The organism is Variovorax fucosicus (assembly GCF_030316825.1).
Classification (GTDB): domain Bacteria; phylum Pseudomonadota; class Gammaproteobacteria; order Burkholderiales; family Burkholderiaceae_C; genus Variovorax; species Variovorax fucosicus.
In genome coordinates this window covers 1,963,226-1,984,918 of the sequence record NZ_JASZYU010000001.1, presented here as the reverse complement: position 1 = coordinate 1,984,918, position 21,693 = coordinate 1,963,226, and the positions used below count along the sequence as shown (strand labels likewise).

At 66.9% G+C, this 21,693-nt stretch carries 23 protein-coding genes; 13 read left to right on the top strand and 10 right to left on the bottom strand.

The window, feature by feature from the left end; translation table 11 throughout:
- Positions 1 to 10: 10 nt before the first annotated feature.
- From QTI05_RS09445 to gstA, 4 genes are all read right to left on the bottom strand, one after another.
- Positions 11 to 481: a group II truncated hemoglobin gene (locus QTI05_RS09445; RefSeq protein ID WP_286624103.1), complete on the bottom strand. Its 471-nt coding sequence runs from the start codon at positions 479 to 481 to the stop codon at positions 11 to 13.
- 60 nt (positions 482 to 541) lie between these two features.
- On the bottom strand, positions 542 to 679 hold the full coding sequence (locus QTI05_RS09440; protein WP_286540524.1) for a hypothetical protein: 138 nt from the start codon (positions 677 to 679) through the stop codon (positions 542 to 544).
- Between the two features lie 10 nt (positions 680 to 689).
- The gene (locus QTI05_RS09435; protein WP_286540525.1) at positions 690 to 1,793 is read right to left on the bottom strand and encodes an alkene reductase; all 1,104 of its coding nucleotides are present in this window, start codon (positions 1,791 to 1,793) and stop codon (positions 690 to 692) included.
- 108 nt (positions 1,794 to 1,901) lie between these two features.
- Entirely contained in the window at positions 1,902 to 2,510 is a 609-nt protein-coding gene (gstA, locus tag QTI05_RS09430; RefSeq protein ID WP_286624102.1) for a glutathione transferase GstA, read from the bottom strand.
- A 174-nt stretch (positions 2,511 to 2,684) separates the two neighbouring features.
- Here gstA and QTI05_RS09425 point away from each other — a divergent pair, with 174 nt between their 5' ends.
- The 9 genes from QTI05_RS09425 (at position 2,685) to QTI05_RS09385 (ending at position 10,727) form a co-directional block, all read left to right on the top strand.
- Complete coding sequence (locus QTI05_RS09425; protein ID WP_286540529.1) at positions 2,685 to 2,870, top strand: DUF1328 family protein; 186 nt, start codon at positions 2,685 to 2,687, stop codon at positions 2,868 to 2,870.
- Between the two features lie 77 nt (positions 2,871 to 2,947).
- On the top strand, positions 2,948 to 3,835 hold the full coding sequence (locus QTI05_RS09420; protein ID WP_286624101.1) for a transglutaminase-like domain-containing protein: 888 nt from the start codon (positions 2,948 to 2,950) through the stop codon (positions 3,833 to 3,835).
- Positions 3,836 to 4,008: 173 nt separating this feature from the next.
- Positions 4,009 to 5,955, top strand: coding sequence for a tRNA uridine-5-carboxymethylaminomethyl(34) synthesis enzyme MnmG (gene mnmG / locus QTI05_RS09415; RefSeq protein ID WP_286624100.1), 1,947 nt, complete (start codon positions 4,009 to 4,011; stop codon positions 5,953 to 5,955).
- Positions 5,952 to 6,602 carry a 16S rRNA (guanine(527)-N(7))-methyltransferase RsmG gene (rsmG, locus tag QTI05_RS09410; RefSeq protein WP_286624098.1) on the top strand — a complete coding sequence of 217 codons (651 nt, stop codon included), beginning with the start codon at positions 5,952 to 5,954 and terminating at the stop codon, positions 6,600 to 6,602. Before mnmG ends, rsmG begins: the two co-directional genes overlap by 4 nt.
- Before the next feature lie 104 nt (positions 6,603 to 6,706).
- Complete coding sequence (locus tag QTI05_RS09405; RefSeq protein ID WP_286540534.1) at positions 6,707 to 7,321, top strand: LysE family transporter; 615 nt, start codon at positions 6,707 to 6,709, stop codon at positions 7,319 to 7,321.
- Positions 7,322 to 7,329: 8 nt separating this feature from the next.
- Positions 7,330 to 8,202, top strand: coding sequence for a ParA family protein (locus QTI05_RS09400; RefSeq protein WP_286624097.1), 873 nt, complete (start codon positions 7,330 to 7,332; stop codon positions 8,200 to 8,202).
- Between the two features lie 41 nt (positions 8,203 to 8,243).
- Positions 8,244 to 8,786 (top strand): RBBP9/YdeN family alpha/beta hydrolase, encoded by a 543-nt coding sequence (locus QTI05_RS09395; protein WP_286540537.1) that lies wholly within the window; start codon positions 8,244 to 8,246, stop codon positions 8,784 to 8,786.
- A 3-nt stretch (positions 8,787 to 8,789) separates the two neighbouring features.
- On the top strand, positions 8,790 to 9,731 hold the full coding sequence (locus tag QTI05_RS09390) for a ParB/RepB/Spo0J family partition protein (RefSeq protein ID WP_286624095.1): 942 nt from the start codon (positions 8,790 to 8,792) through the stop codon (positions 9,729 to 9,731).
- A gap of 99 nt (positions 9,732 to 9,830) precedes the next feature.
- Positions 9,831 to 10,727 (top strand): CsgG/HfaB family protein, encoded by an 897-nt coding sequence (locus QTI05_RS09385; RefSeq protein WP_286624092.1) that lies wholly within the window; start codon positions 9,831 to 9,833, stop codon positions 10,725 to 10,727.
- A gap of 147 nt (positions 10,728 to 10,874) precedes the next feature.
- On the opposite strand, the gene QTI05_RS09380 is transcribed toward QTI05_RS09385, so the two are convergent.
- Positions 10,875 to 12,299, bottom strand: a complete 1,425-nt coding sequence (locus tag QTI05_RS09380) for an FAD-binding oxidoreductase (protein ID WP_286624091.1) — start codon at positions 12,297 to 12,299, stop codon at positions 10,875 to 10,877.
- A gap of 62 nt (positions 12,300 to 12,361) precedes the next feature.
- Between QTI05_RS09380 and QTI05_RS09375 the strand changes: the two genes are divergently transcribed.
- Complete coding sequence (locus QTI05_RS09375) at positions 12,362 to 12,934, top strand: cob(I)yrinic acid a,c-diamide adenosyltransferase (RefSeq protein ID WP_286540543.1); 573 nt, start codon at positions 12,362 to 12,364, stop codon at positions 12,932 to 12,934.
- Between the two features lie 12 nt (positions 12,935 to 12,946).
- Here QTI05_RS09375 and QTI05_RS09370 read toward each other — a convergent pair whose 3' ends face one another.
- On the bottom strand, positions 12,947 to 14,167 hold the full coding sequence (locus QTI05_RS09370) for a D-amino acid dehydrogenase (RefSeq protein ID WP_286540546.1): 1,221 nt from the start codon (positions 14,165 to 14,167) through the stop codon (positions 12,947 to 12,949).
- A gap of 183 nt (positions 14,168 to 14,350) precedes the next feature.
- On the opposite strand from QTI05_RS09370, the gene QTI05_RS09365 reads away from it, so the two are divergent.
- The 3 genes from QTI05_RS09365 (at position 14,351) to QTI05_RS09355 (ending at position 18,023) form a co-directional block, all read left to right on the top strand.
- Entirely contained in the window at positions 14,351 to 15,235 is an 885-nt protein-coding gene (locus QTI05_RS09365; protein WP_286540547.1) for a transporter substrate-binding domain-containing protein, read from the top strand.
- Between the two features lie 121 nt (positions 15,236 to 15,356).
- A complete protein-coding gene (locus tag QTI05_RS09360; protein WP_286540549.1) occupies positions 15,357 to 17,372 on the top strand; it encodes a hypothetical protein in 2,016 nt (671 codons plus the stop codon).
- 135 nt (positions 17,373 to 17,507) lie between these two features.
- A complete protein-coding gene (locus QTI05_RS09355) occupies positions 17,508 to 18,023 on the top strand; it encodes an RcnB family protein (RefSeq protein WP_286624090.1) in 516 nt (171 codons plus the stop codon).
- Between the two features lie 16 nt (positions 18,024 to 18,039).
- Here the strand turns inward: QTI05_RS09355 and QTI05_RS09350 are convergent, their stop codons facing one another.
- The 4 genes from QTI05_RS09350 to QTI05_RS09335 form a co-directional block, all read right to left on the bottom strand.
- The gene (locus QTI05_RS09350; RefSeq protein WP_286540551.1) at positions 18,040 to 18,291 is read right to left on the bottom strand and encodes a hypothetical protein; all 252 of its coding nucleotides are present in this window, start codon (positions 18,289 to 18,291) and stop codon (positions 18,040 to 18,042) included.
- Between the two features lie 86 nt (positions 18,292 to 18,377).
- Entirely contained in the window at positions 18,378 to 20,099 is a 1,722-nt protein-coding gene (locus QTI05_RS09345; protein WP_286624089.1) for a long-chain-fatty-acid--CoA ligase, read from the bottom strand.
- A gap of 14 nt (positions 20,100 to 20,113) precedes the next feature.
- Entirely contained in the window at positions 20,114 to 21,010 is an 897-nt protein-coding gene (locus tag QTI05_RS09340) for an alpha/beta fold hydrolase (protein WP_286624088.1), read from the bottom strand.
- A complete protein-coding gene (locus QTI05_RS09335) occupies positions 21,007 to 21,549 on the bottom strand; it encodes a phasin family protein (RefSeq protein WP_286540556.1) in 543 nt (180 codons plus the stop codon). The genes QTI05_RS09340 and QTI05_RS09335 overlap by 4 nt, the downstream gene beginning before the upstream one ends.
- Positions 21,550 to 21,693: the final 144 nt, after the last annotated feature.

The following is a 21,693-nucleotide window of genomic DNA, read 5'->3' as shown; positions in this document are numbered from 1 at the left end:
GACGTTCGGCTCATGGCTGGTATGGGCCCTTGACCTCGCCCCAGCCCCACTTCGGCATCGGTGCGTCGGCGTCGGCCGTGGCGCCGGGCTGGGAGTTGAGCACGGCCAGCCGAGAGCCCCACTCCAGGTATCCGACCAGTGCCGAGCGGAACTCCGGATCGTCCGGCAGTTGCAGTTCGTCGGCGGTGTCGAGCAGCAGCGCGACCCATTCGCGTCGCTGCGCCTGATCGAGGTGCCGGTTCAGGTGCTGCCGGATCATGTGCGGATGCCCGCCGTGCTGCGCCGAGTAATCGGCCGGGCCGCCCAGAACCTCAGCCAGAAACGCCGCCACGTGTTGCGGGTGCGCGCCATCCATGTGGGCAAAGATCGGCGCGAGCAGCGCGTTGTCCCGCACGCGCTCGTAGAACCGCGTCGTGAGGCGATTCAGCGCGCCGAGGCCGCCGAGCCAGTCGTAGAGCGTGGGAACGGATGCTGTGGTCATGCGCCTGGGCCCGAAGCTGCAGATGCATGTGATTGTGATGCTGAATGACCTGCGATGCGCTCAGCTGTCGGCCAGATAGCCGCGTTCAAACGCCTGCGCGCCAAGTGGCGCTGCGCGGTACAGCGCAGCGAGCTCGTCCCAGTCGAGCGTCTCGATGGACGACGACCAGGTCAGCAGCGCAGCGTTGTCGGCGGTCACGCAGTCGCTGTCAGGCCAGCGCCGGGTAGTCGGTGTAGCCCTTCTCGCCACCGCCATACATCGTCGCCTTGTCCACCTCATTCAGCGGCGCGTTCTCGCGCAGGCGGCGCACCAGGTCGGGGTTGGCGATGAAGGGCTTGCCGAACGCGACCAGGTCGTCGCCTTCTTTCACGGCGGTTTCGGCCAGCGGCTTGTCGTAGCCGTTGTTCACCATCCAGGCGCCCCTGCCGCCGGCGGTGCGGTAGGCCGCCTTCAGGGCGTCGTAGTCGAACGGGCGGTCGTCGATCTCCCGCGGGCCGCCGGTGGCGCCTTCGATGATGTGGATGTAGGCCAGGTTCATCGTGGCGAGCTGCTTCACCACGTGGTCGAACAGTGGCTGCGGATTTTCGTCGTGCGCGTCGTTGGCCGGAGTCACCGGCGACAGGCGGATGCCGGTCTTGCCGCCGCCGATGGCGTCGACCACGGCGCGCGTCACCTCGAGCAGCAGGCGGGCACGGTTTTCGATGCTGCCGCCGTAATCGTCGGTGCGCCGGTTGCTGCCGGTCTTCAGGAACTGGTCGAGCAGGTAGCCATTGGCGCCGTGCACTTCGACGCCGTCGAAGCCCGCGGTTTCGACCGCGTTGCGTGCCGCCGCAGCGTAGCTGTGGACGATGCCGGGCAGCTCTTCGGCCTTGAGCGCGCGCGGCTCGGAGGTCTCGACGAAGGTCGGCACGCCGTCCTTGATCAGCACGGTCTTGGTCTTGGCCGTGATGGCCGATGGTGCGACCGGCTTGCCGCCATCGGGCTGCAGTTCGGTGTGCGAGACGCGGCCCACGTGCCAGAGCTGCACCACGATCTTGCCGCCCTTGGCATGCACGGCATCGGTGACCCGCTTCCACGCGTCGAGCTGCTCGGTGCCGTAGAGGCCGGGCACGTCCGCGTAGCCCTGGCCCTGGTGGCTGATGGCGGTGGCCTCGGTGATGAGCAGGCCGGCGCTGGCACGTTGCGCGTAGTAGGTGATGGCGATGTCGCGCGGGATCGCGTCGGGCGAGCGGTTGCGCGTGAGCGGCGCCATCACGACGCGGTTGGCGAGCTGCAAGTCGCCGGCCTGCACGGGGTCGAAAAGAGTGGGCATCTTCGGTGTCGAGCGTTGTTGTGGATGAACACCCGCAGCGTATGCCCGCGCCTGCAACCGTGCTGCCGCGGGGTTGTCGGCTTTGGTGTAAGCGTGCCGACGACGCGGTTACTTGAGCAGGCCTTCGGCCTTCATTGCCGCCTGTACGGCCGGCCGCGCGCCGACGCGTGCGTGCCAGGCCTGCACGTTCGGAAACGGCGCGAGATCGACGCCGGTCGGCTTGGCCCAGTTGGTGACGGTGAAGAGGTAGCCATCGGCCACGCCGAAGTGTTCGCCCATGAGCCATTCCTTGCCGGCGAGCTCCTTGTCGAGCCAGGTGTAGCGGCTGGTGAGCTTGTCCCGGGCGATGGTCTTGTACGCGTCGGGGGTGGCCGGGTTGAACAGCGGGCTGAAGCCCTTGTGGATCTCGGTGCCGATGAAGGTGAGCCACTCCTGCAGGCGGTAGCGCTGCAGCGTGCCGTTGGCCGGTGCCAGGTTCTTCTGCGGCGACAGGTCGGCAATGTACTGAAGGATGGCCGGGCCTTCGCGCAGGTGGGCGCCGTCGTCGAGTTCGAGCAGCGGCACGTAGCCGAGCGGGTTGATGCCGTAGTAGTCGGTGCCGTCCTGCAGTTTGTGGCTCTTGGTGCTGGCCATCACCAGCTCGAAGGCGAGGCCGGCTTCGTGCAGCGCGATGTGGGGTGAGAGCGAACAGGCGCCGGGCGAGTAATACAACTTCATGAACAGATGCTCCTGATGGATGGAATGGGAGGTTTGCAGCGCACGGATGCTAGCCGTTTCGCCGCGCGGGCTTGTCCTACGGGCCTTTGGGCGGGCTGCCGATCCGGTGCAGCAGCCCGCGTCTTCTAAGCTTTTCTTCACCGCGGCCAGAGGGCCGCTCCCAGGAGTTCAGTCATGTTGAAGTACGCCATCATTTTTGCGATCGTTTCGCTGATCGCCGGCGCGCTGGGCTTCGGCGGCGTGGCTGCCGGCGCGGCCGGCATTGCCAAGGTGCTGTTCGGTCTGTTCCTGATTCTGGCGGTCGTGTTCCTGGTGCTCGCGGCGCTCGGTGTCGGCGCCGTGAAAAAGGCGCTCGACTGAGCGCGGCCGGCCCTCATGGGGTGCCGGTGCCCGGCAAGCAGCCGGACGCCGGGTTCCCCGATTTGCAGGGAGGATCAATGCACTTCTCGACGATCGACGCGACACTCGAGTACCAGGTGAGGGCGCCGGCGCACATGGTGCTCAACATCGAGGCGGCGCGTTGCGCTGCGCAAGCCGTGCTGAGCGAGCAACTCGTGGTCGAGCCGCCCGTCGAGATGAATGCCTTTTGCGACGAGGGCAGCGGCAACCGTTTCATTCGCTTCGATGCGCAGCCGGGCCCGCTCAAGATCCGCTACCGCGCCAGCGTGCGGCGCTCGCCGGTGGCGGTGCCACCGGATCTTGCCGAGGCATCCGTGAGCGCCGTGCCCAACGAGGTGCTGCACTACCTGATGCCGACGCGCTACTGCGAGTCGGACTTGATGTCGCGCGCGGCGCAGCAGCTGTTCGGCAATCTGCCGACCGGCATTGGTCGGGTGCAGGCGATCGCCGACTGGGTTCACGACAACATCACCTACGAGCCGGGCACCAGCAGTTCCACGACGACCGCGCAGGAAGTGTTCGTGCAGCGCGCGGGCGTGTGCCGCGACTTCGCGCACCTGGGCATCACGCTGTGCCGGGCGCTCAACATTCCGGCGCGGCTGATGGTGGGCTATGTCTGGTTCGACGAGCCACCACAGGATTTCCACGCAGTGTTCGAGGCCTGGATCGGCAGCCAGTGGGTGCTGTTCGACGCCACCCGCATGGCGCCGGTCGACCGCATCGTGCGCGTCGGCACTGGACGCGATGCCAAGGATGTGGCCTTCTGCACCATCTTCGGCCCGGTCAGCATGACCAACAAAGCGCTGACCGTGCGTGAGTTTGAGGGCGAGACCGCGCCGCTCATCGGCAACGGGAAACCGGTGCCGATAAAAACCAGGCCCGCCGGCCCCGAAGCGGCAGCGCACACGGTCGAAACGGCTGCTTGAGGTTGTGCGCTATTAAAATGATAGCAAACAATGCCGATTGGACGGGCGCTGCAGCTCGATTTGGTTTGTGGCGCGACGGCTACGGCGCTTGACCTTGCTGTCGGCATACGGCAGGGCGCCCGATTAAAATCGGTGCCCCATTTCGCTGTGCGCACACCTTGCGCCTGCTCCCCATGCTCTACCCTGAAGAATTCGATGTGATCGTCGTCGGCGGCGGCCACGCCGGCACCGAAGCCGCGCTGGCCGCGGCCCGGATGGGCGCCAAGACGCTGCTGCTCAGCCACAACATCGAGACGCTGGGGCAGATGAGTTGCAACCCCTCGATCGGCGGCATCGGCAAGGGCCATCTGGTGAAAGAGGTCGATGCGCTCGGCGGTGCAATGGCGATTGCCACCGACGAAGCGGGCATCCAGTTCCGCATTCTCAATTCGAGCAAGGGGCCGGCCGTGCGTGCAACACGTGCACAGGCAGATCGCGTGCTCTACAAGGCCGCGATCCGGCGTCGGCTCGAGAACCAGCCGAACCTTTCGCTGTTCCAGCAGGCGGTGGACGACCTGATGGTCGAAGGTGATCGCGTGGTCGGTGCCGTTACGCAGGTCGGCATCGCGTTCCGCGCCCGCACCGTTGTGCTGACGGCCGGCACCTTTCTCGACGGCCGCATCCATGTGGGGCTCGACAACTACCAGGCCGGCAGGGCGGGCGACCCGCCGGCGATCAGCCTGTCGGCGCGGCTCAAGGAACTGAAGCTGCCGCAAGGCCGCCTCAAGACCGGCACGCCGCCGCGGCTCGACGGCCGCACCATCGACTTCAGCAAGTGCACCGAGCAGCCCGGCGACGGCATGCCCGGCGGCACCACCGATGCACTGCCGGTGTTCAGCTTCATGGGCAACACTGCGATGCATCCGCAGCAGATGCCGTGCTGGATCACGCACACCAATGCGCGCACGCACGAGATCATCCGCTCCGGGTTCGACCGCAGCCCTATGTTCACCGGCAAGATCGACGGCGTGGGGCCGCGCTATTGCCCAAGCGTGGAAGACAAGATCAACCGCTTTGCCGACAAGGAAAGCCACCAGATCTTTCTGGAGCCCGAAGGCCTGACCACCAACGAGTACTACCCGAACGGAATCTCGACCAGCTTGCCGTTCGACATTCAATACCAGCTGGTGCGGTCGATGGCCGGGCTGGAGAACGCGCACATCCTGCGGCCGGGCTATGCGATCGAGTACGACTACTTCGACCCGCGCGCGCTCAAGACGAGTTTTGAGACGCGGGCGATCCAGGGGCTGTTTTTCGCCGGCCAGATCAATGGCACCACCGGCTACGAAGAGGCGGCGGCCCAGGGCTTGTTCGCCGGCATCAACGCCGCGCTGCAGTGCCGCGGCGAAGACGCCTGGTTGCCGGGGCGAGATCAAGCCTACCTTGGCGTGCTGGTCGACGACCTGATCACCAAGGGCGTGACCGAACCCTACCGCATGTTCACCAGCCGGGCCGAGTTCCGCCTGCAATTGCGCGAGGACAACGCCGACATGCGTTTGACCGAAGCAGGGCGCAAACTGGGCTTGGTCGACGATGCGCGCTGGGATGCGTTTGCGCGCAAGCGCGACGCTGTTTCACGTGAAACAGAGCGGCTCAAGTCGATCTGGGTCAACCCACGCAACTTGCCGGCAGCTGAGTCCGAGCGCGTGCTCGGCAAGGTGATCGAGCACGAATACAACCTGGCCGATCTGCTGCGCCGGCCCGATGTGAGCTACGGCGCCTTGATGTCGCTGGACGGTGGCAAATACGCCGCGGAGGAGGGTGCGACCCTCGGTGCAATTGAAATCGAGCAGATCGAGATCGCAGCCAAGTACTCTGGCTACATCGATCGCCAGCAGGACGAAGTGCAGCGCGCAGCGCATTTCGAAAACCTCAAGCTGCCGGCAGACTTCGACTACGGCCAGGTTGCCGCGCTGAGTTTCGAAGTGCGGCAAAAGCTGGCCAAGCACCGCCCCGAAACGCTGGGCCTGGCCTCGCGGATCTCGGGTGTGACGCCGGCTGCCATCTCGTTGCTGCTGATTCATCTGCGCAAAGGCGGGCACCGCGCCTTCACAACGGCTGCGGCCGAGCTGACGGAATGAGGCCGCAGGAAGCCGCGCTGCGTGAGGGCGCGGCGGCTTTGGGCTTGCAGCTGACCGACCGCCAGTCGGAGCGCCTGCTGGCCTATGGCGCGCTGATCCTCAAATGGAACAAGGTCTACAACCTGACGGCGTTGCGCGACCCGCAGTCTGTGCTGACGCACCATCTGCTCGACAGCCTGGCGGTGATCGCACCGTTGAACCGGGTGCGGCCGAGTGCCCGCAAGCTCATCGATGTGGGGGCCGGCGCCGGGCTGCCGGGCGTGGTCATCGCCATTCTTCGGGACGATATCGACGTGAGCTGCCTGGACGCAGTGGCAAAGAAAGCCGCCTTCGTCCAGCAGGTGGCGGCGGAGCTGGCGTTGCCCAATCTGCGCGGCGTGCACGCGCGGGTCGAATCCTTGGCGGGGCGGTACGACATCGTGAGCTCGCGGGCCTTCGCATCGCTGGCTGACTTCTTCAACGGCTCACAGCAACTCGTCGCGCCGGATGGCCTTTGGCTCGCCATGAAGGGCAAGGCGCCTACGGACGAACTCGCTGCACTGGCAGGCGGCGTCGATGTGTTTCACGTGGAACAGTTGACGGTGCCCGGGCTGGACGCCGAGCGTTGCATTGTCTGGGCGCGGCCCAAACAGCCGCCGGCCGCCTGATTTTTCTTGCCTTTTGGCGGTCGGACGGGGCATCGCGAGGCCAGAGCGCGGCGGCCTTGCGTACACTCCGGGTTCCCCCTTTTCTCCAGCCATTGAGGCCACCCATGTTCGGCATCGCTGATTACGGCGCGTTCGTCGCAGCCATCGTTGTGTTTCTTGCGATTCCCGGCCCGGGCAATCTGGCGCTGGTCACGTCCACCAGCAAGGGCGGCATCCGCGGCGGCTTGGCGGCCACCCTGGGTGTGATCGCTGGCGACCAGGTGCTGATGTGGGCAGCGGTGGCCGGCATCGCTGCCTTGCTGGCGGCCTACCCGACGGTTTTCCATGCTGTGCAGTGGCTGGGCGCCGCGTACCTGGCCTGGCTCGGCTTCAGGATGCTCAGGGCCAAGCCCGGTGCGGCGCCAATCCTGAACATCCGCCCGCGCCAGTATTTCCGCCAGGCATTGGCGATCACCCTGCTGAACCCCAAGGCCATCGTGTTCTACATGGCCTTCTTCCCGCTCTTCATCGACCCCGCGCAGCACCAGGGCGCCACGACTTTCGGTGTGATGGCGCTGACCATCGCGGTGCTGACCTTCCTCTACGGGCTGGCCGCCACGCTGCTTACCCACTTTCTTGCGGAGCGGCTGCGTGCCAATCCGCGCATCTCGGCCACGCTCGAAAAGCTGGCTGGCGTGTTCTTGATCGCCTTCGGCGTCAAGCTCGCGATCTCGCGCTGAAGGCACGCATGGCCCGCATTTTCTGCATCGCCAACCAGAAGGGTGGAGTCGGCAAGACCACCACCACGGTGAATCTGGCCGCCGGACTGGCCAGGGTCGGGCAGCGGGTCCTCATGATCGACCTGGATCCGCAGGGCAATGCGACCATGGGTTCGGGCATCGACAAGCGCAAGCTCGAACTCACCGTCTACGATGTGCTGCTCGAATCGGCGACCGTGGCCGAGGCGCGCATCCGGGCCGACAAGTGCGGCTACGACGTGCTCGGCGCCAACCGCGAACTGGCCGGTGCCGAGGTGGAAATGGTCGCGCTCGATCGCCGCGAAAAGCGTCTGCGCACCGCGCTGGCGTCCGTCGGCGCCGAATACGACTTCGTGCTGATCGACTGCCCGCCTTCGCTGAGCCTGCTCACGCTCAACGGCCTGTGCGCCGCGCATGGCGTGATCGTGCCGATGCAGTGCGAATACTTCGCCCTCGAAGGGCTGACCGACCTGGTCAACACCATCAAGCAGGTGCACGCCAACCTCAACAAGAACCTGCAGATCATCGGCCTGCTGCGCGTGATGTTCGATCCGCGCATCACGCTGCAGCAGCAGGTGAGCGAGCAGCTCAAGGCGCACTTCGGCAGCAAGGTGTTCGATACCGTTATTCCGCGCAACGTGCGTCTGGCCGAGGCGCCGAGCTACGGCCTGCCGGGCGTGGTGTTCGACCCGGCCGCCAAGGGAAGTCAGGCTTTCGTCGCCTTCGCCCAAGAGATGGTGGAGAAGATGCCGCCTGCCAGCGCCACCACTGGCACAACACCCGTGCCTGCACCCGACGCAGCGCCGCAGTTCGTGGCGGCACCCGTGGTCGCGCCCGAAGCTCCTGCCCAAAACGACCTCTGATGCCCGTCAATTGGGCATAGGCAGCTATCAATTTAATAGCAATGACGATTTCATCGACCTGGCTGCTGCCCGGCTGGCTGAACAGCGACGCGGCGCACTGGCAGAGCCGCTGGGAGGCGGTACACGGCGACCACCGCGTCGAGCAGCACGACTGGCAACGCCCGCTGCGGGGCGACTGGCAGGCCCGGCTCGAAGACGAACTGCTGGCGGCGCCGAGCCCGGTGACGCTGGTCGCGCACAGCCTGGGCTGCATCCTCGTCGCCGCTTGGGCGGCCCACTCGCGCAACACGCACAAGGTGCGGGCTGCCTTGCTGGTGGCGCCGGGTGACCTCGAACGCGACGACGTCCGGCAGATGATTCCGGGCTGGGCGCCGATCGTGCGCCAGCCCCTGCCGTTTCCGGCGCTGATGATCGCGGCCAACGACGATCCGTACTGCGACCAGAGCCGCTCGCGCCAGATGGCTGCGGACTGGGGCGCACGCTTCATCGATGCTGGCCGGGGCGGGCATCTCAACGGCGAATCGGGCCTGGGCGACTGGCCCGAAGGCCGCAAGCTGCTCAACGACCTTCTGAAAGAAAGCTGATCCATGGCCACCAAAAAACCAAAGGGCCTCGGCCGCGGACTCGAAGCGCTGCTCGGCCCGACCGCCAGCGAATCGGGCGAAGCCCGTGCCGACAGCGATCAGCCGCAAAACCCGACCAACCTGCTGCTCGACCAGATGGTGCCCGGCGTCTACCAGCCGCGCACCCGCATGGACGAGGGCGCGCTGTACGAACTGGCCGAGAGCATCAAGGTGCAGGGCATCATGCAGCCGATCCTGGTGCGCCGGCTCGATGCCGATTCGGCCGCCGCCAAGAACGCCGAGTACGAAATCATCGCGGGCGAGCGCCGCTTCCGCGCCGCCAGGCTGGCCGGGCTCGAGAGCGTGCCCGTGCTGGTGCGCGACGTGCCGAACGAAGCCGCGGCGGCGATGTCGCTGATCGAAAACATCCAGCGCGAAGACCTCAACCCGCTCGAAGAAGCCCAAGGCCTGCAACGGCTGGTGTCTGAGTTTGGGCTCACTCACGAGCTGGCGGCGCAGGCCGTGGGCCGCTCGCGCAGCGCCGCCAGCAACCTGCTGCGCCTGCTCAACCTGGCCGAGCCGGCGCAGGCGATGCTGATGGCCGGCGACATCGACATGGGCCATGCGCGCGCGCTGCTGGCGCTCGAAAAGGCCATGCAGATCACGGCCGCCAGCCAGATCGTGGCCCGCAAGCTGTCGGTGCGCGAGACCGAGGCGTTGGTCAAGAAGCTCGGCGCCGACTTCAGCCTGTCGTCGCCGCGCCACTCGCGCACGGAGGAAAAGTCGCGCGATCTGCAGCGCGTCGAAGAGGAACTGGCCGACCTCTTGACCGCCGAAGTCGAAGTGCGCATCAAGAAGCGCAGCAAGCGCGCAGGCAAGGTGGAGCAGAGCGGCGAGCTCGCAATCCACTTCGGTTCGCTCGACGCGCTGAACGGCCTGATCGAGCGCATCCGCCGAATGACATAGTCCGCGGCGGCATGACTTTCGGCAATTGGCCGACTGCTTTTTTCCGCCTATGCTCCCGAAGTTACCTTTTTTAACTGTGTGCTTCTGAGGGACTCGACCATGCATTTCGCCAAACTACCGCTTGCCGCTGCTGTCGTCGGCGCGCTGCTTCTGGCCGGCTGCCAGACCACCGACATGCAGATGGGTAGCCAGTCTGCCAAGACCGTCGCCACCGGCAGCGCCGCCGGCTCTTCGTCGGCCAATGCCAGCGGCGCGCTCGAGCGCTGCGCATCGCCGCTCGGCACCGTCTCGCTGATCGAGAACCAGTCGGCCGGCTGGTACACCATCATCACCGGCGAATACAAGCTGCCCCCCACCGCCACGCTGCTGCGTCTGCTGATCCAGCAATCCAACTGCTTCGTCGTGGTCGAGCGCGGCGCTGCAGGCATGAACGCGATGAACCGCGAACGCGCCCTGATGCAGTCCGGCGAGATGCGCGCCGGCAGCAACTTCGGCGCCGGCCAGATGGTGGCCTCCGACTACGGCATTTCGCCCGAGGTCGTGTTCAGCAACAGCGATGCCGGCGGCATGGGCGCGGCGCTGGGCGGCATCGTGAACCGCGGCCGCTACAGCAACGTGCTGGCCAATGTCGGCGGCAGCCTGCAAACGCGTGAAGCCAACACCATGCTGACGCTCATCGACAACCGCTCGGGCGTGCAGATCGGCGTGTCGGAAGGCAGCGCCTCCAAGACCGATTTCGGCGGCTTCCTGAACATCGCGGGCGCTTCGGCGGCCGGCGGCATCGGTGGCTACTCGCGCACGCCGCAGGGCAAGGTGATCGCGGCAGCCTTCATGGACTCGTACAACCAGCTGGTCATCTCGTTGCGCAACTACAAGGCGCAGGTCGTGCAGGGCCAGGGCCTCGGTGGTGGCGGCCGCCTGGGCGTCGACGGCGGCGCAGCCCCGTCGCAAACCTCGGCCCCGGCCGATCGTCGCCAGACCAACCGCAAGAAGTAAGCGCTCGACGATCAACGAAAAAGCCCGCCATCAGCGGGCTTCTTTCTTTTCGCGAACACCGTGGAACCGGCTTTGCCGGGCCGCTGGTGTTGCCCCCGGTAGGGGGTTGGCAAAGCGACACGAAGTGCGCGCAGCCTGGGGGTGAGCCTAGATCGCGAAGATCTTGCCCGGGTTCATGATGTTCTTCGGATCCAGCGCGCGCTTGATGGTGCGCATCATGTCGATCGCACCCGTGCCGGCCTCCGACACCAGAAAGTCCATCTTGTGCAGCCCCACGCCGTGCTCGCCGGTGCAGGTGCCTTCGAGCGCGATCGCACGCGTCACCAGCGTGTGGTTCAGCGTCTCGGCCCTGGCGCGCTCCTCGGCGTCGTTGGGGTCGATGAGATAGCCGAAGTGGAAGTTGCCGTCGCCCACGTGGCCGACCAGGAAGTAGGGGATGCCGCTGGCATCGGCTTCGGCCACCGACTCGAGCAGGCAGTCGGCCAGGCGCGAGATCGGCACGCAGGTGTCGGTGCTGATGACGCGGCAGCCAGGGCGCGACTGGATCGCCGCGAAGTAGCTGTTGTGCCGCGCCGTCCAGAGACGCGTGCGCTCTTCCGGCGTGCTGGCCCATTCGAAGGCGTTGCCGCCGTGCCCGCTGGCAAGTTCCTGAACCGTCTCGGCCTGCTCCTTCACGCCGGCCGGCGAACCGTGGAATTCCATCAGCAGCATCGGCTCTTCGCGCAAATTGAGTTTGGAGTACGCGTTGACCATGCGCACCGAGTTCGCGTCGATCAGCTCCACGCGCGCGATTGGAACGCCGAGCTGGATGATTTCGATCGTGGTGCGCACGGCTGCCTCGATGCTCGGGAACGAGCAGATCGCAGCCGACACCGCCTCTGGCAGCGGGTAGATGCGCAAGGTGATTTCGGTGACCACGCCAAGCGTGCCTTCGCTGCCGACCATCAGACGCGTCAGGTCGTAGCCGGCCGACGATTTCTTGGCGCGCGTGCCGGTGCGGATGATCTCGCCGCTTGCCGTCACGACCTCGAGCGCCAGCACGTTCTCGCGCATGGTGCCGTAGCGCACCGCGTTGGTTCCGCTGGCGCGCGTGGCCGTCATGCCGCCGATCGATGCATCGGCTCCGGGGTCGATCGGAAAAAAGAGGCCGGTGCTCTTGATGTCTTCGTTGAGCTGCTTGCGCGTGACGCCAGGCTGCACCGTGACCGTGAGGTCGTCCGCATTGACCGACAGCACGCGGTTCATCCGCGATACGTCGATGCTGATACCGCCCTGCACCGCGAGCAGATGGCCCTCAAGCGAAGAACCGACGCCGAACGGAATGACCGGCACGCTGTGCTCGCTGGCGAGCTTGACCGCATCGGCCACATCCTGCGTGCTTTCGGCGAACACCACGGCCGAGGGCGGCGGCGCTTCGAATGACGACTCGTCGCGCCCGTGCTGCGTGCGCACGGCCAGCGCCGTCGAGCAGTTCGCGCCGAAGCGGGCCTTGAGCGCGTCGATCAATGTATCGGGCACGTTGCGCAAGGCAAGCTCGGGCGTCAGGTGGGCGAGGGCAGTGGGGGCATTCATGGGCGCTATCTCCAGGGGGCGGTTTACCATTCTATGAACCGCCCCTCCAGAAAGACAGCCCCATGGGCAATCGCCTCACCCAGATCGCCACCCGCACCGGCGACGACGGCACCACCGGCCTCGGCGACAACACGCGCGTGCCCAAAGACCACCTTCGCGTGCACGCGATGGGCGACGTGGACGAGCTCAACTCCAACATCGGCGTGCTGCTGTGCGAGCCGATGCCCGCGGGCGTGCGCGAGTTGCTGGTCGACGTGCAGCACCAGCTCTTCAACCTTGGCGGCGAACTCTCGATGCCGGGCTACACGCTGCTCAAGCCCGAGGCATTGCTGCAGCTCGACAACGCGCTGGCCGAGCACAACGCCGCGCTGCCGCGGCTGGCCGAATTCATCCTGCCGGCCGGCACGCGTGCAGCCTCGCTCGCGCACGTGTGCCGCACGATCGCGCGCCGCGCCGAACGCGCGGTGGTGGCGCTGGGGCAGGGCGAGACGCTCAACGACGCGCTGCGCCAGTACCTGAACCGCCTGAGCGACCTGCTGTTCGTGTTGGCACGCGTGCTCAATCGCGTCGATGGCGGCGACGACGTGTACTGGAAGAGCGAGCGCATGGCGCGCGCCCAGGCCGACGACCAGTAACGCGCGTGCCCTTCAGGGCTGCGCTTCGAGTGCGTCGGCGATGCGCTCGGCCGAGCCGAATGCCAGCGTGAAACCGAGCGCTCCGTGGCCGGTATTGAACAGCAGGTTCTTCGGCGCTCCGGCCAGGCGGCCGAGGATCGGCAAGCCGGTTGGCGTGGCGGGCCGCATGCCCGTCCAGGGATGGAGCTCGGTGAAGTCGCTGCTCTTCGGGAACACCGCCCGCGTCGAAGCCACCAGCGACTCGATGCGCGTCGCGGGAATCGAGGCGTCGTGCCCGACCAGTTCGGCCATGCCGGCCACGCGCAGGCGGTTGCCCAGGCGCGCGAACACCACCTTGCGTGCGGCGTCGGTCACGCTCACGGTCGGTGCAGCGCCGGGCCCGGAATCGACGTCGAGCGTGATGCTGTAGCCCTTCAGCGGATACACCGGCAGCCGCAGGCCGAGCCGGCGCGCGAGGGTGTGCGACGCGGTGCCGAGCGAGAGCACGAACGCCTCGCCGTCGATCGCGCCGCGCGCCGTGGTCACTGCGCTGACCGCATCGCCGCGCAATGCAAAGCCGTCGACCTCCTCACCGAGCACGAACTGCACGCCGCGCTCGCGCAGCGACGCGACGAGCGCGGTACAGAGCTTCAGGCAGTCGGCCGCGCATTCGCTGTCGGTGTAGACCGCGCCGGCGATCTCATGCCGCACCGCGGCCAGCGCCGGCTCGATGCCGACGCACTCGTCGGGCTTCACGATGCGCTGCGGTGCGCTGCCGAGTTCGCGCTGCAGGTCGAGCTGGCGCGCGGCACCGTCGAGCGCGGCCTGGCTGCGATAGATCACCAGCTTGCCGGTGGCCGAGAAATCGCAGTCCGGTTGCAGCGCCTGGCGCATCGCCTCGAAGCCCGCGCGGCTGCGCAGCGCGAGCGCCAGCAGCTGCGCCGTGGTCGCGCGCGAGGTCGTGCCATTGCAGGCCGCCAGAAACGCGAGCCCCCAGCGCCACTGGTGTGGATCGAGCTGCGGCCGCAGCTTGAGCGGCGAGGCGGGCGAAAGCAGCAGCTTGGGTAACTGTTTCCATATCGATGCATCCGCCAGCGGTTGAACGTACGAATAGCTCAGTTGCGCGCCGTTGCCGCCGCTCGCGCCGCGGCCGGGCTCGGCGCGATCGACCACGGTGACCGCGTGGCCGCGCCGTGTGAGTTCCCACGCGGCGGCGAGACCGACGATACCGGCGCCGAGCACTGTGACTTGCATGTCGGGTTGAAGTTGAAGGGAAGGAGGGGGAGAAAAGGGTTGGTGTCGTTCTTGCGTTTGCCGCAAGCAGTGCGCCAACTTTACGGGCGTTCGGGAAAAGGAGGGGATCGCCATGGCCCTGCCGCTCCTAGACTGCCCGCTCGTTGCGTCCCGTTTCATCCCGAAGCCAAAGGAATTTTCGACATGAAGTTTTCTGCTGTGACCTCCGCCCTGCTGTTGCTCGGCCTTGCAGGTGGCGCCCAGGCCGCCGACACGCTGGCCAAGATCGCCGCGGCCAACAAGATCACGCTGGCCTACCGCGAATCGTCGGTGCCGTTCAGCTACCTCGACGGCCCCGAGAAGCCCATCGGTTTCTCGGTAGACATCGCCAACGCAGTCGTGGCCGAGGTCAGGAAGAAGCTCAACAAGCCGAACATCGAGGTCGGCCTGATGGCCGTGACCTCGCAGAACCGCATCCCGCTGATCAGCAACGGCACGATCGACCTGGAGTGCGGTTCCACCACCAACAACACCGCGCGCGCCAAGGACGTGGCCTTCGCCGTCAATCACTTCTACACCGGCACCCGGCTGCTCGTGAAGAAGACCGCGGGCGTCAAGGACTACGCCGACCTCAAGGGCAAGAAGGTCGCGATCACCGCAGGCACCACCAACATGCTGGTGGTGCGCAAGTACAACGAGGAGAAAAAGCTCGACATCGACATCGTGTCGGCCAAGGACCATGCCGATGCGCTACTGCTGGTGGAGAGCGACCGCGCCACTGCTTTCGCGATGGACGACATCCTGCTGTTCGGCCTCAAGTCGAACGCCAAGGCGCCGAACGAGCTCGAAGTGGTCGGCGAGTCGCTGCAGGTCGAGCCCTACGCCTGCATGCTGCCGAAGGACGATCCGCAGTTCAAGGCGCTGGTCGACGGCGTCATCACCGGCATGATGAAGTCGGGTGAGTTCGAGAAGCTCTACAACAAGTGGTTCATGGGCCCGATCCCGCCGAAGAACCAGGCGATCGGCCTGCCGCTGAGCCCGCAACTGCGCGACAACATCAAGACCCCGAGCGACAAGCCGGCAACATAACCCTCACGCGCACTTTATTGCTGCAATCTGAGAACTTTCGGACTAAAGTTGATCTGAAAGAAGGGGAGTGCGACCAGCCGGGGCGCGCCCGCAGCGCGCAAGGATTCCCTGGAGGAATCTCATGCAGCGCGTTGCTTCGTCCCGCGCCCACAGCGAAGGCGCGAATCATTTCCGCGTCGAGCACCAGCGCGGCGTGCTGCTGGCGGGCAATGCCGAGCCGGTGCACGTTTCGCTCGCCGGCCGAGACGTGGCCGAGCGCGGCGCGGAACACCGCGGCAAGCCGCAGACGCCCCCCGGTTTTCTGGATCGCGAGGAAATCACCGGCGTCATTCTTGGCTCGTTGCACGCCGGCCTGTCGGCGGTCGAGGTAACGGGCGAGGCCGGCAGCGGCAAGACCTGGCTGCTGCGCCACGCCGGCGAACAGGCCGGAACGCTCTTTCGCGACGGCGTGGTGTGTGTTCCGGACGGCATGCTGGGCGGCTTCGACCTGCTGCAGTCGCTGTTCGACGCGTTCTACAGCGTCGATGCGCGCTGCCGCCCGGCCCGGGTCGAGCTGCGCGCACGGCTGTCCACCAAACGCGTGTTGCTGCTGGCGGACGACGCTGCGCTGGACGACCGTGCAATCGAGCAACTGCGCGACATCGCACCCGACTGCGCCGTGTTGATGACCACCAGCGCGCCGACGCTGCAGCGCGAAGCCACGCCGATCGCGCTGGGCGGGCTGCCAACCAGCTACGCCATGACCTTGCTCGAGCAGCTGCGCGGCGGGCCGCTGTCCGGCGCCAGCTTTGGCGAAGCGCTCGAGCGTTGCCATGCCTTGCGCGGCAATCCCGAACAGCTCGCGCGCAGCGCGCCGCCCGGATCCGTGGTCAAGGCCGAACAGCCCGGCCTGCCGTCGCGCACCAGCCCGGCTGCGCTCGCCATGCTCGGTGCCGACGCCCGCGCCGTGCTCGACACGCTGGCCGCCTTCAGCCCCTACCCAGTGCAAGCCACGGTGCTGGCAGAGCTTTGCGGCAAGCCCGATGCGCACGCGCTGGTGCTGCGCCTGTGCGATGCGGGCTGGATCTACGAGGACGAGGATCAGCTGCGCCTGCTGCCGCATGCCGTGCCGGCGCTGCAGGCGGCACCGGCGCTGGTGCGGCACCGACGCACCGCGGGGCTGGTGCGCCTGGGCCACCATATCGCGCAGCAGTCGTCCTCGGCGGCTCCGGCTTTGCTGGTGATGCCCTTGCTGTGGCTCACCCTGGCACAGGCGCGCGAGGCCGACGCGCTGGCCGATGTGGTCGCCCTCGGGCGCGCCTGGGACTTGCCGCTCACGCTGGCGACGCGCTGGGATGCGGCCAGGTACCTGCTCGAGCGGCACGCCGAAGCGGCCAGGGCGCTGGGCAATCCGGTTGAGTGCGCCTGGGCGCTGCACCAGCGCGGCACGCTGGAGTTGGCACAGGGCTATCCACCTCGCGCGGCGCAGTTGCTGCGCGAGGCCTTCAAGCTCGCGCAACTGGCCGACGACACGCAGCTGGCCGCATCGGCGCGCTATCACCTCGGCTGGCTGATGCCGGAGGCACCCCCGGAAGGCTGGGACGATGCGCCGCAGCTCGGGTTGGGGGTGGCCGCAAGCGATTCCACCATTGGCCAGGGTCATCCGTCGTGGTTGCCGCCACCGACGCCGGCGCTGCCGGCCTACGGCACTGCCGTGTCGTGGGGCGAGCGTCCGCTGCTGGGGCAGCTCGGCGTCGCGTTCGGCCTCGGCCTGGTCGGGGCGCTCGGCGTGGCGGGCCTGCTGCGCCTCACCGAGAAAGCGGAACTGGCGCTGGTGCCGGCGGTGCCGATCGATTTCGGCCACGTCACGCTGTCAGCGGCGTCCGGCGTGCCGCCTTATGTGCTGTTGGTGCAAAACGCGGGCTCGCGCACAGCTGCGCCGCCCGCCCCGCAAATCGGGGGTGCTGCCGCCTCGCAGTTCAGCGTGGAGGACGACTGCCAAGGGCGCGAGCTGGATACCGACGAAACCTGCCGGCTCGTGGTGCGCTATGCGCCCACACGTCCCGGCAAGCACCAGGCGCAGCTGGTGCTCGGCGCCAGGGCGGGCCTGCCGCTGTCCGGGGAGGCGCTGGCCGATCCCCTGCCGGCCGCAAAGTAGCCATCGGGCCGGCCGCGCGCCGACCATGACGGATACCTGACCCTGACACAGCTTTACATTGCCGCCACCTCCGCAGCGCCAGTCCGATACACGCGCCGCCGACACTGAACTCGTCATCCAACCAAGGAGTTCAGCATGAACATCAAGTCCAGAACCGTTGCCATCGTGGCCGCCACACTCGCGCTTTCGGGCGTCGGCAGCGCCTTCGCCCAGGATCGCTTCCAGCCGCGCAGCCCGGATCGCGATGGCCGCTTCGAGCAGCGTGGTGATCGCCAGGACTTCCGCAATGACCGCAATGGTCGCCACGACCGCGACGGCCGCTTCGACCACCGCGGTGATCGCCAGGACTTCCGCAATGACCGCAATGGTCGCCACGACCGCGACGGCCGCTTCGACCACCGCGGTGACCGCCAGGACTTTCGCGATGGCCGCCACGTGGATCGCAGCGGCTTCCCGTCACCGCATGCCGAATGGCGTCGTGGCGGTCGCGTGCCGACCGAATACCGCGGCCGCAACTACGTCGTGAACGACTGGCGCGGCCACCACCTGAATGCGCCGCCGCGCGGCTATCAGTGGGTGGGGGTGGGTGGTGACTACGTGCTGGCCGCGCTGGCGACCGGGCTGATCGCCCAGATCATCGTCGGCCAGTGACCGCGGGCAACGGCGGCTAGACCGCCGTTGGCGCCAGCTGCGCGCGCACGTTGCGCCCGGTGATGGTGAGCCGCAGGCCACCGCCGTGCCACTCGAGCCAGTTGAGCGCGACGTAGTCCTCGATGTCTTTGGCATCGATCTGGTCGGCGTGGCGTTGCTGGAGCCGGTTGACGGTGTCCGGCAATGCCTGCCGGAGGCGTTCGCGGTGCGCTGCCTGCTCGGTCGCCTTTTGGGAAGGCGCCGAGTATGCGCGGGAAGTTGCTGCCATTGCTTGTCCGTTCTGGAACTTGGAATGTTCCCCAATGTACGCCCGTGTGATGACACCGGGCGTATTCTTTTTTCTACCTGCCGATCTCAGGCCGGCGTCTTGCTCGCTGCGCGCTTCGCATTCTCCTCGTCGTACAGCTCCTTCTTCGACAGCTTGCCGACGGCGGTCTTGGGCAGCTCGGCGCGCACGTCGATCTCGCCCACCATCTCGTGCTTGCCGAGACGGTCTTTCAGGAACACCTTGAGCGTATCGAGGCTCAACGGTTCAGCGCCGGCCTTGAGCTTGATGAAGGCCTTGGGCGACTGGCCGCGGTAGGCGTCGGGAATGCCGATCACCGACACCTCTTCCACCGAAGGATGCTCGTAGATCGCCTCTTCGATCGTCCGTGGGTACACGTTGAAGCCGCCGCACAGCAGCATGTCCTTGGTGCGGTCGACGATGAAGACGAAGCCGTCATCGTCCATGATCGCCACGTCGCCGCTGCGGAAGAAGCCGTCGCTGGTCATGCTTTCGCGCGTGGCCTTCTCGTTGTGCCAGTAGCCCTTCATCACGTTCGGGCCCGAGATGCAGAGCTCGCCGCGTTCGCCGCGCGGCACTTCTTCATCCGGGTTCTCCAGGCTGCGCATCGACAGCGTGATGCCCGGCAGCGGCATGCCGCAGGAGCCGCCCTTGCGCCGTCCGCGTGCGGGCGTGAAGCTGCCGGTGGGCGAGGTCTCGGTCATGCCCCAGCCTTCGTTCAGGTTGCAGCCCGTCATGGCGAAGAACTTGTGGGCCACCTCCACCGGCAGCGGCGCACCGCCCGAGCCGCAGGACTTGAGCGATCGCATGTCGATCTCCTTGGCCTTCGGGTGGTTGGCGATGGCGGTGTACATGGTCGGCACGCCGGCGAACATGGTGATCTTCTTGGCTTCGAACTCCTTCATCACGGTCTCGAGTTCGAAGCGCGTGTGCAGCACGATCTCGGCGCCGAGCCGGATGCCCATCAGCATGTTGACCGTGAGCGAATAGATGTGAAACAGCGGCAGTACCGCTAGCACGCGCTCCTCGCCGAATTTCACGATCGGGTCGTCGCCCGACAGGCTCTCGACGTACTGGCCGCAGGCCGCCGTCAGGTTGCCGTGCGTGAGCATCGCGCCCTTGGGCAGCCCGGTGGTGCCGCCGGTGTACTGCAGCGCGGCCACGGCCTCGGCCGGGTTGCCGATGTCGTGCGGCGTGTACCGGCCGTCGTTGTCAAGCAGTTGCGCAAACGACATGTGGAAATCGTCGCTCGCCACCGGCGCCAGCATCTTCGCGGCTTCGAGGTGCGCGCGCGTCGGCGCCGGTGCGGCCGAGTATTCGCCGAGCGTGCCGACGATGAGCTTCTTCAGCCGCGAATGGCCCAGCAGGCGCGCCATCTGCGGGTACAGCACTGCCAGGTCGAGCGTGACGAGGATGTCGGTCTCGCTGTCTTCCACCTTGTGCTCGAGCACGCGCTCGGCATCGAGCGGCGAGTAGTTGACCACCGTGCCGCCGGCCTTGAGGATGCCGAAGAACGCGATCGGGTAGTGCGGCGAGTTCGGCAGGTAGAGCCCCACATGCACGCCCGGCTTCACGCCGAGCTTCTGGAAACCGCTGGCCGCATGGTCGACCAGGGTGCCGAACTCGCGGTAGGTGATGCGCCGGCCCATGAAGTCGAGGAACGGCCGATCGGGCCACTTCGCCACGGCCTCATCGAGCAGTTGCTGCACGGGCGTGACGGGCAGGGGTGCGTCCCAGCGCACCCCTGCGGGGTAGGAAGATGTCCACGGATGCGGGTTGCTGTTGCTCATGCTTGTCTCTCTCCTTATTTTGATTTTTGCGAATGGTTGGCGATGGCGCCGACCAGCTGCGGCCACAGCGACACCGGCAACGCATGCCCCATGGTCGGCAGGCGCAGCAGCTTGGCGCCCGGGATCGCGGCGGCCACGTCGATGCCGGCCTGCACCGGCACCAGCGGATCGGCATCACCGTGGATCACCAGCGTCGGCACCTGCGTGTCGCGCAGGGCCGGCTTGCGGTTGCCCGACGCAAAGATGGCCGCCAACTGGCGTGCTGTGCCGGCGGGGTTGAGTCCGCGCGTGAACACGGCACGCGCGCGTTCGGCATCGCGCGCCTCGTCTTCCGGGAACGGGTGCGGCCCGCGCAGCACGCGCCAGACCTTGGCGTAGTGCGGAATGAACGCCTCGAGCGTTGCGGGCGCCGGCGTGAACAGCACGCCCATCGCTTCTGCCGTGGGCGGGGGCAGCGTCGGGTCGCCGGTCGACGACATGATGCTGGTGAACGACAGCATCCGCCTGGCATGGTGGATTGCCATTTCCTGCCCGATCGCGCCGCCCATCGAGGCGCCGACGATGTGGGCACGTTCCAGCTTCAGTGCGTCGAGCAGGCCGGCCACGTCGTTCGCCATGTCGCGCAGCGTGTAGGGAACGGTGAACGGCTGGCCGCCCAGGGCCTTCATCATCAGCGCCTGCACGTCGGGCACGCCGAGCTGCGGGAGCTGGGTCGACAGCCCAACGTCGCGGTTGTCGAAGCGGATCACGTGCAGGCCGCCGGCAGCCGCCAGATGGGCGCAGAACACCTCGTCCCAGCCGATCATCTGGGTGCCGAGGCCCATGATCAGCACCATCGGCACGGCGCCCGGGTCGCCGAAGCTGTCCCAGGCCAGCTCGACGCCGTTGGCCCGGGCGACGCCGTGGCTCACTTGCCGCCGCGCTTGAGCAGCTTGCTGACCTGTTCCACGTTGTCGTTGATGCGTTCGCGCACCACGTTGAAGGCATCGGCCTGCGACTTGGCGGCCAGGTCGGCCAGCTCCTTCATGTCGTCGAGCGCGCGCTTGAACGAGGCACGGGCCATTTCGTCGAGCTTGGCCAGGTTTTCCTTCGGATCCTTGCCGGGCATGCCTTGCACCGCACCTTGCCAGTCGCTGATGGACGACTTGAGCATTTCGGTCTGCCGCGCCACCACGGCCTGCAGGCCCTTGTAGGACTTCTCGTTGGCCTCGACCAGCGCTTTCAGATCCTTGCGTCCGTTGTCGAGCAGCGCGCCGGCGGCGCCCTGCACGTTCATTTCCTTGAAGCGCTCGGCGATGCCGGGGATGTTCAGGGCTTGCAGCCGCTCGGTCACGCCCTTGAACGGCTTGGCCATCGCTTCCTGGATGTCTTGCACCGGGTTCGCGCGCGGCGCTGCTTTCGGTGCGGCGGCGGCGGTCTTCTTGGGGGCGGTCTTCTTGCTGGTGGCCATGTTTGCTTTCGGTGAGGGTTGTGGAATCGGGCGGCTGACACGATACGCCGCCGCCGCGCATTCGGCGAGCCTCGCCGCGCAGATTTCGCTGCGGGGTTTCCCGCTGTCCCCCACCGGACTGGCCCGCACGCAACTCCTGTCCAC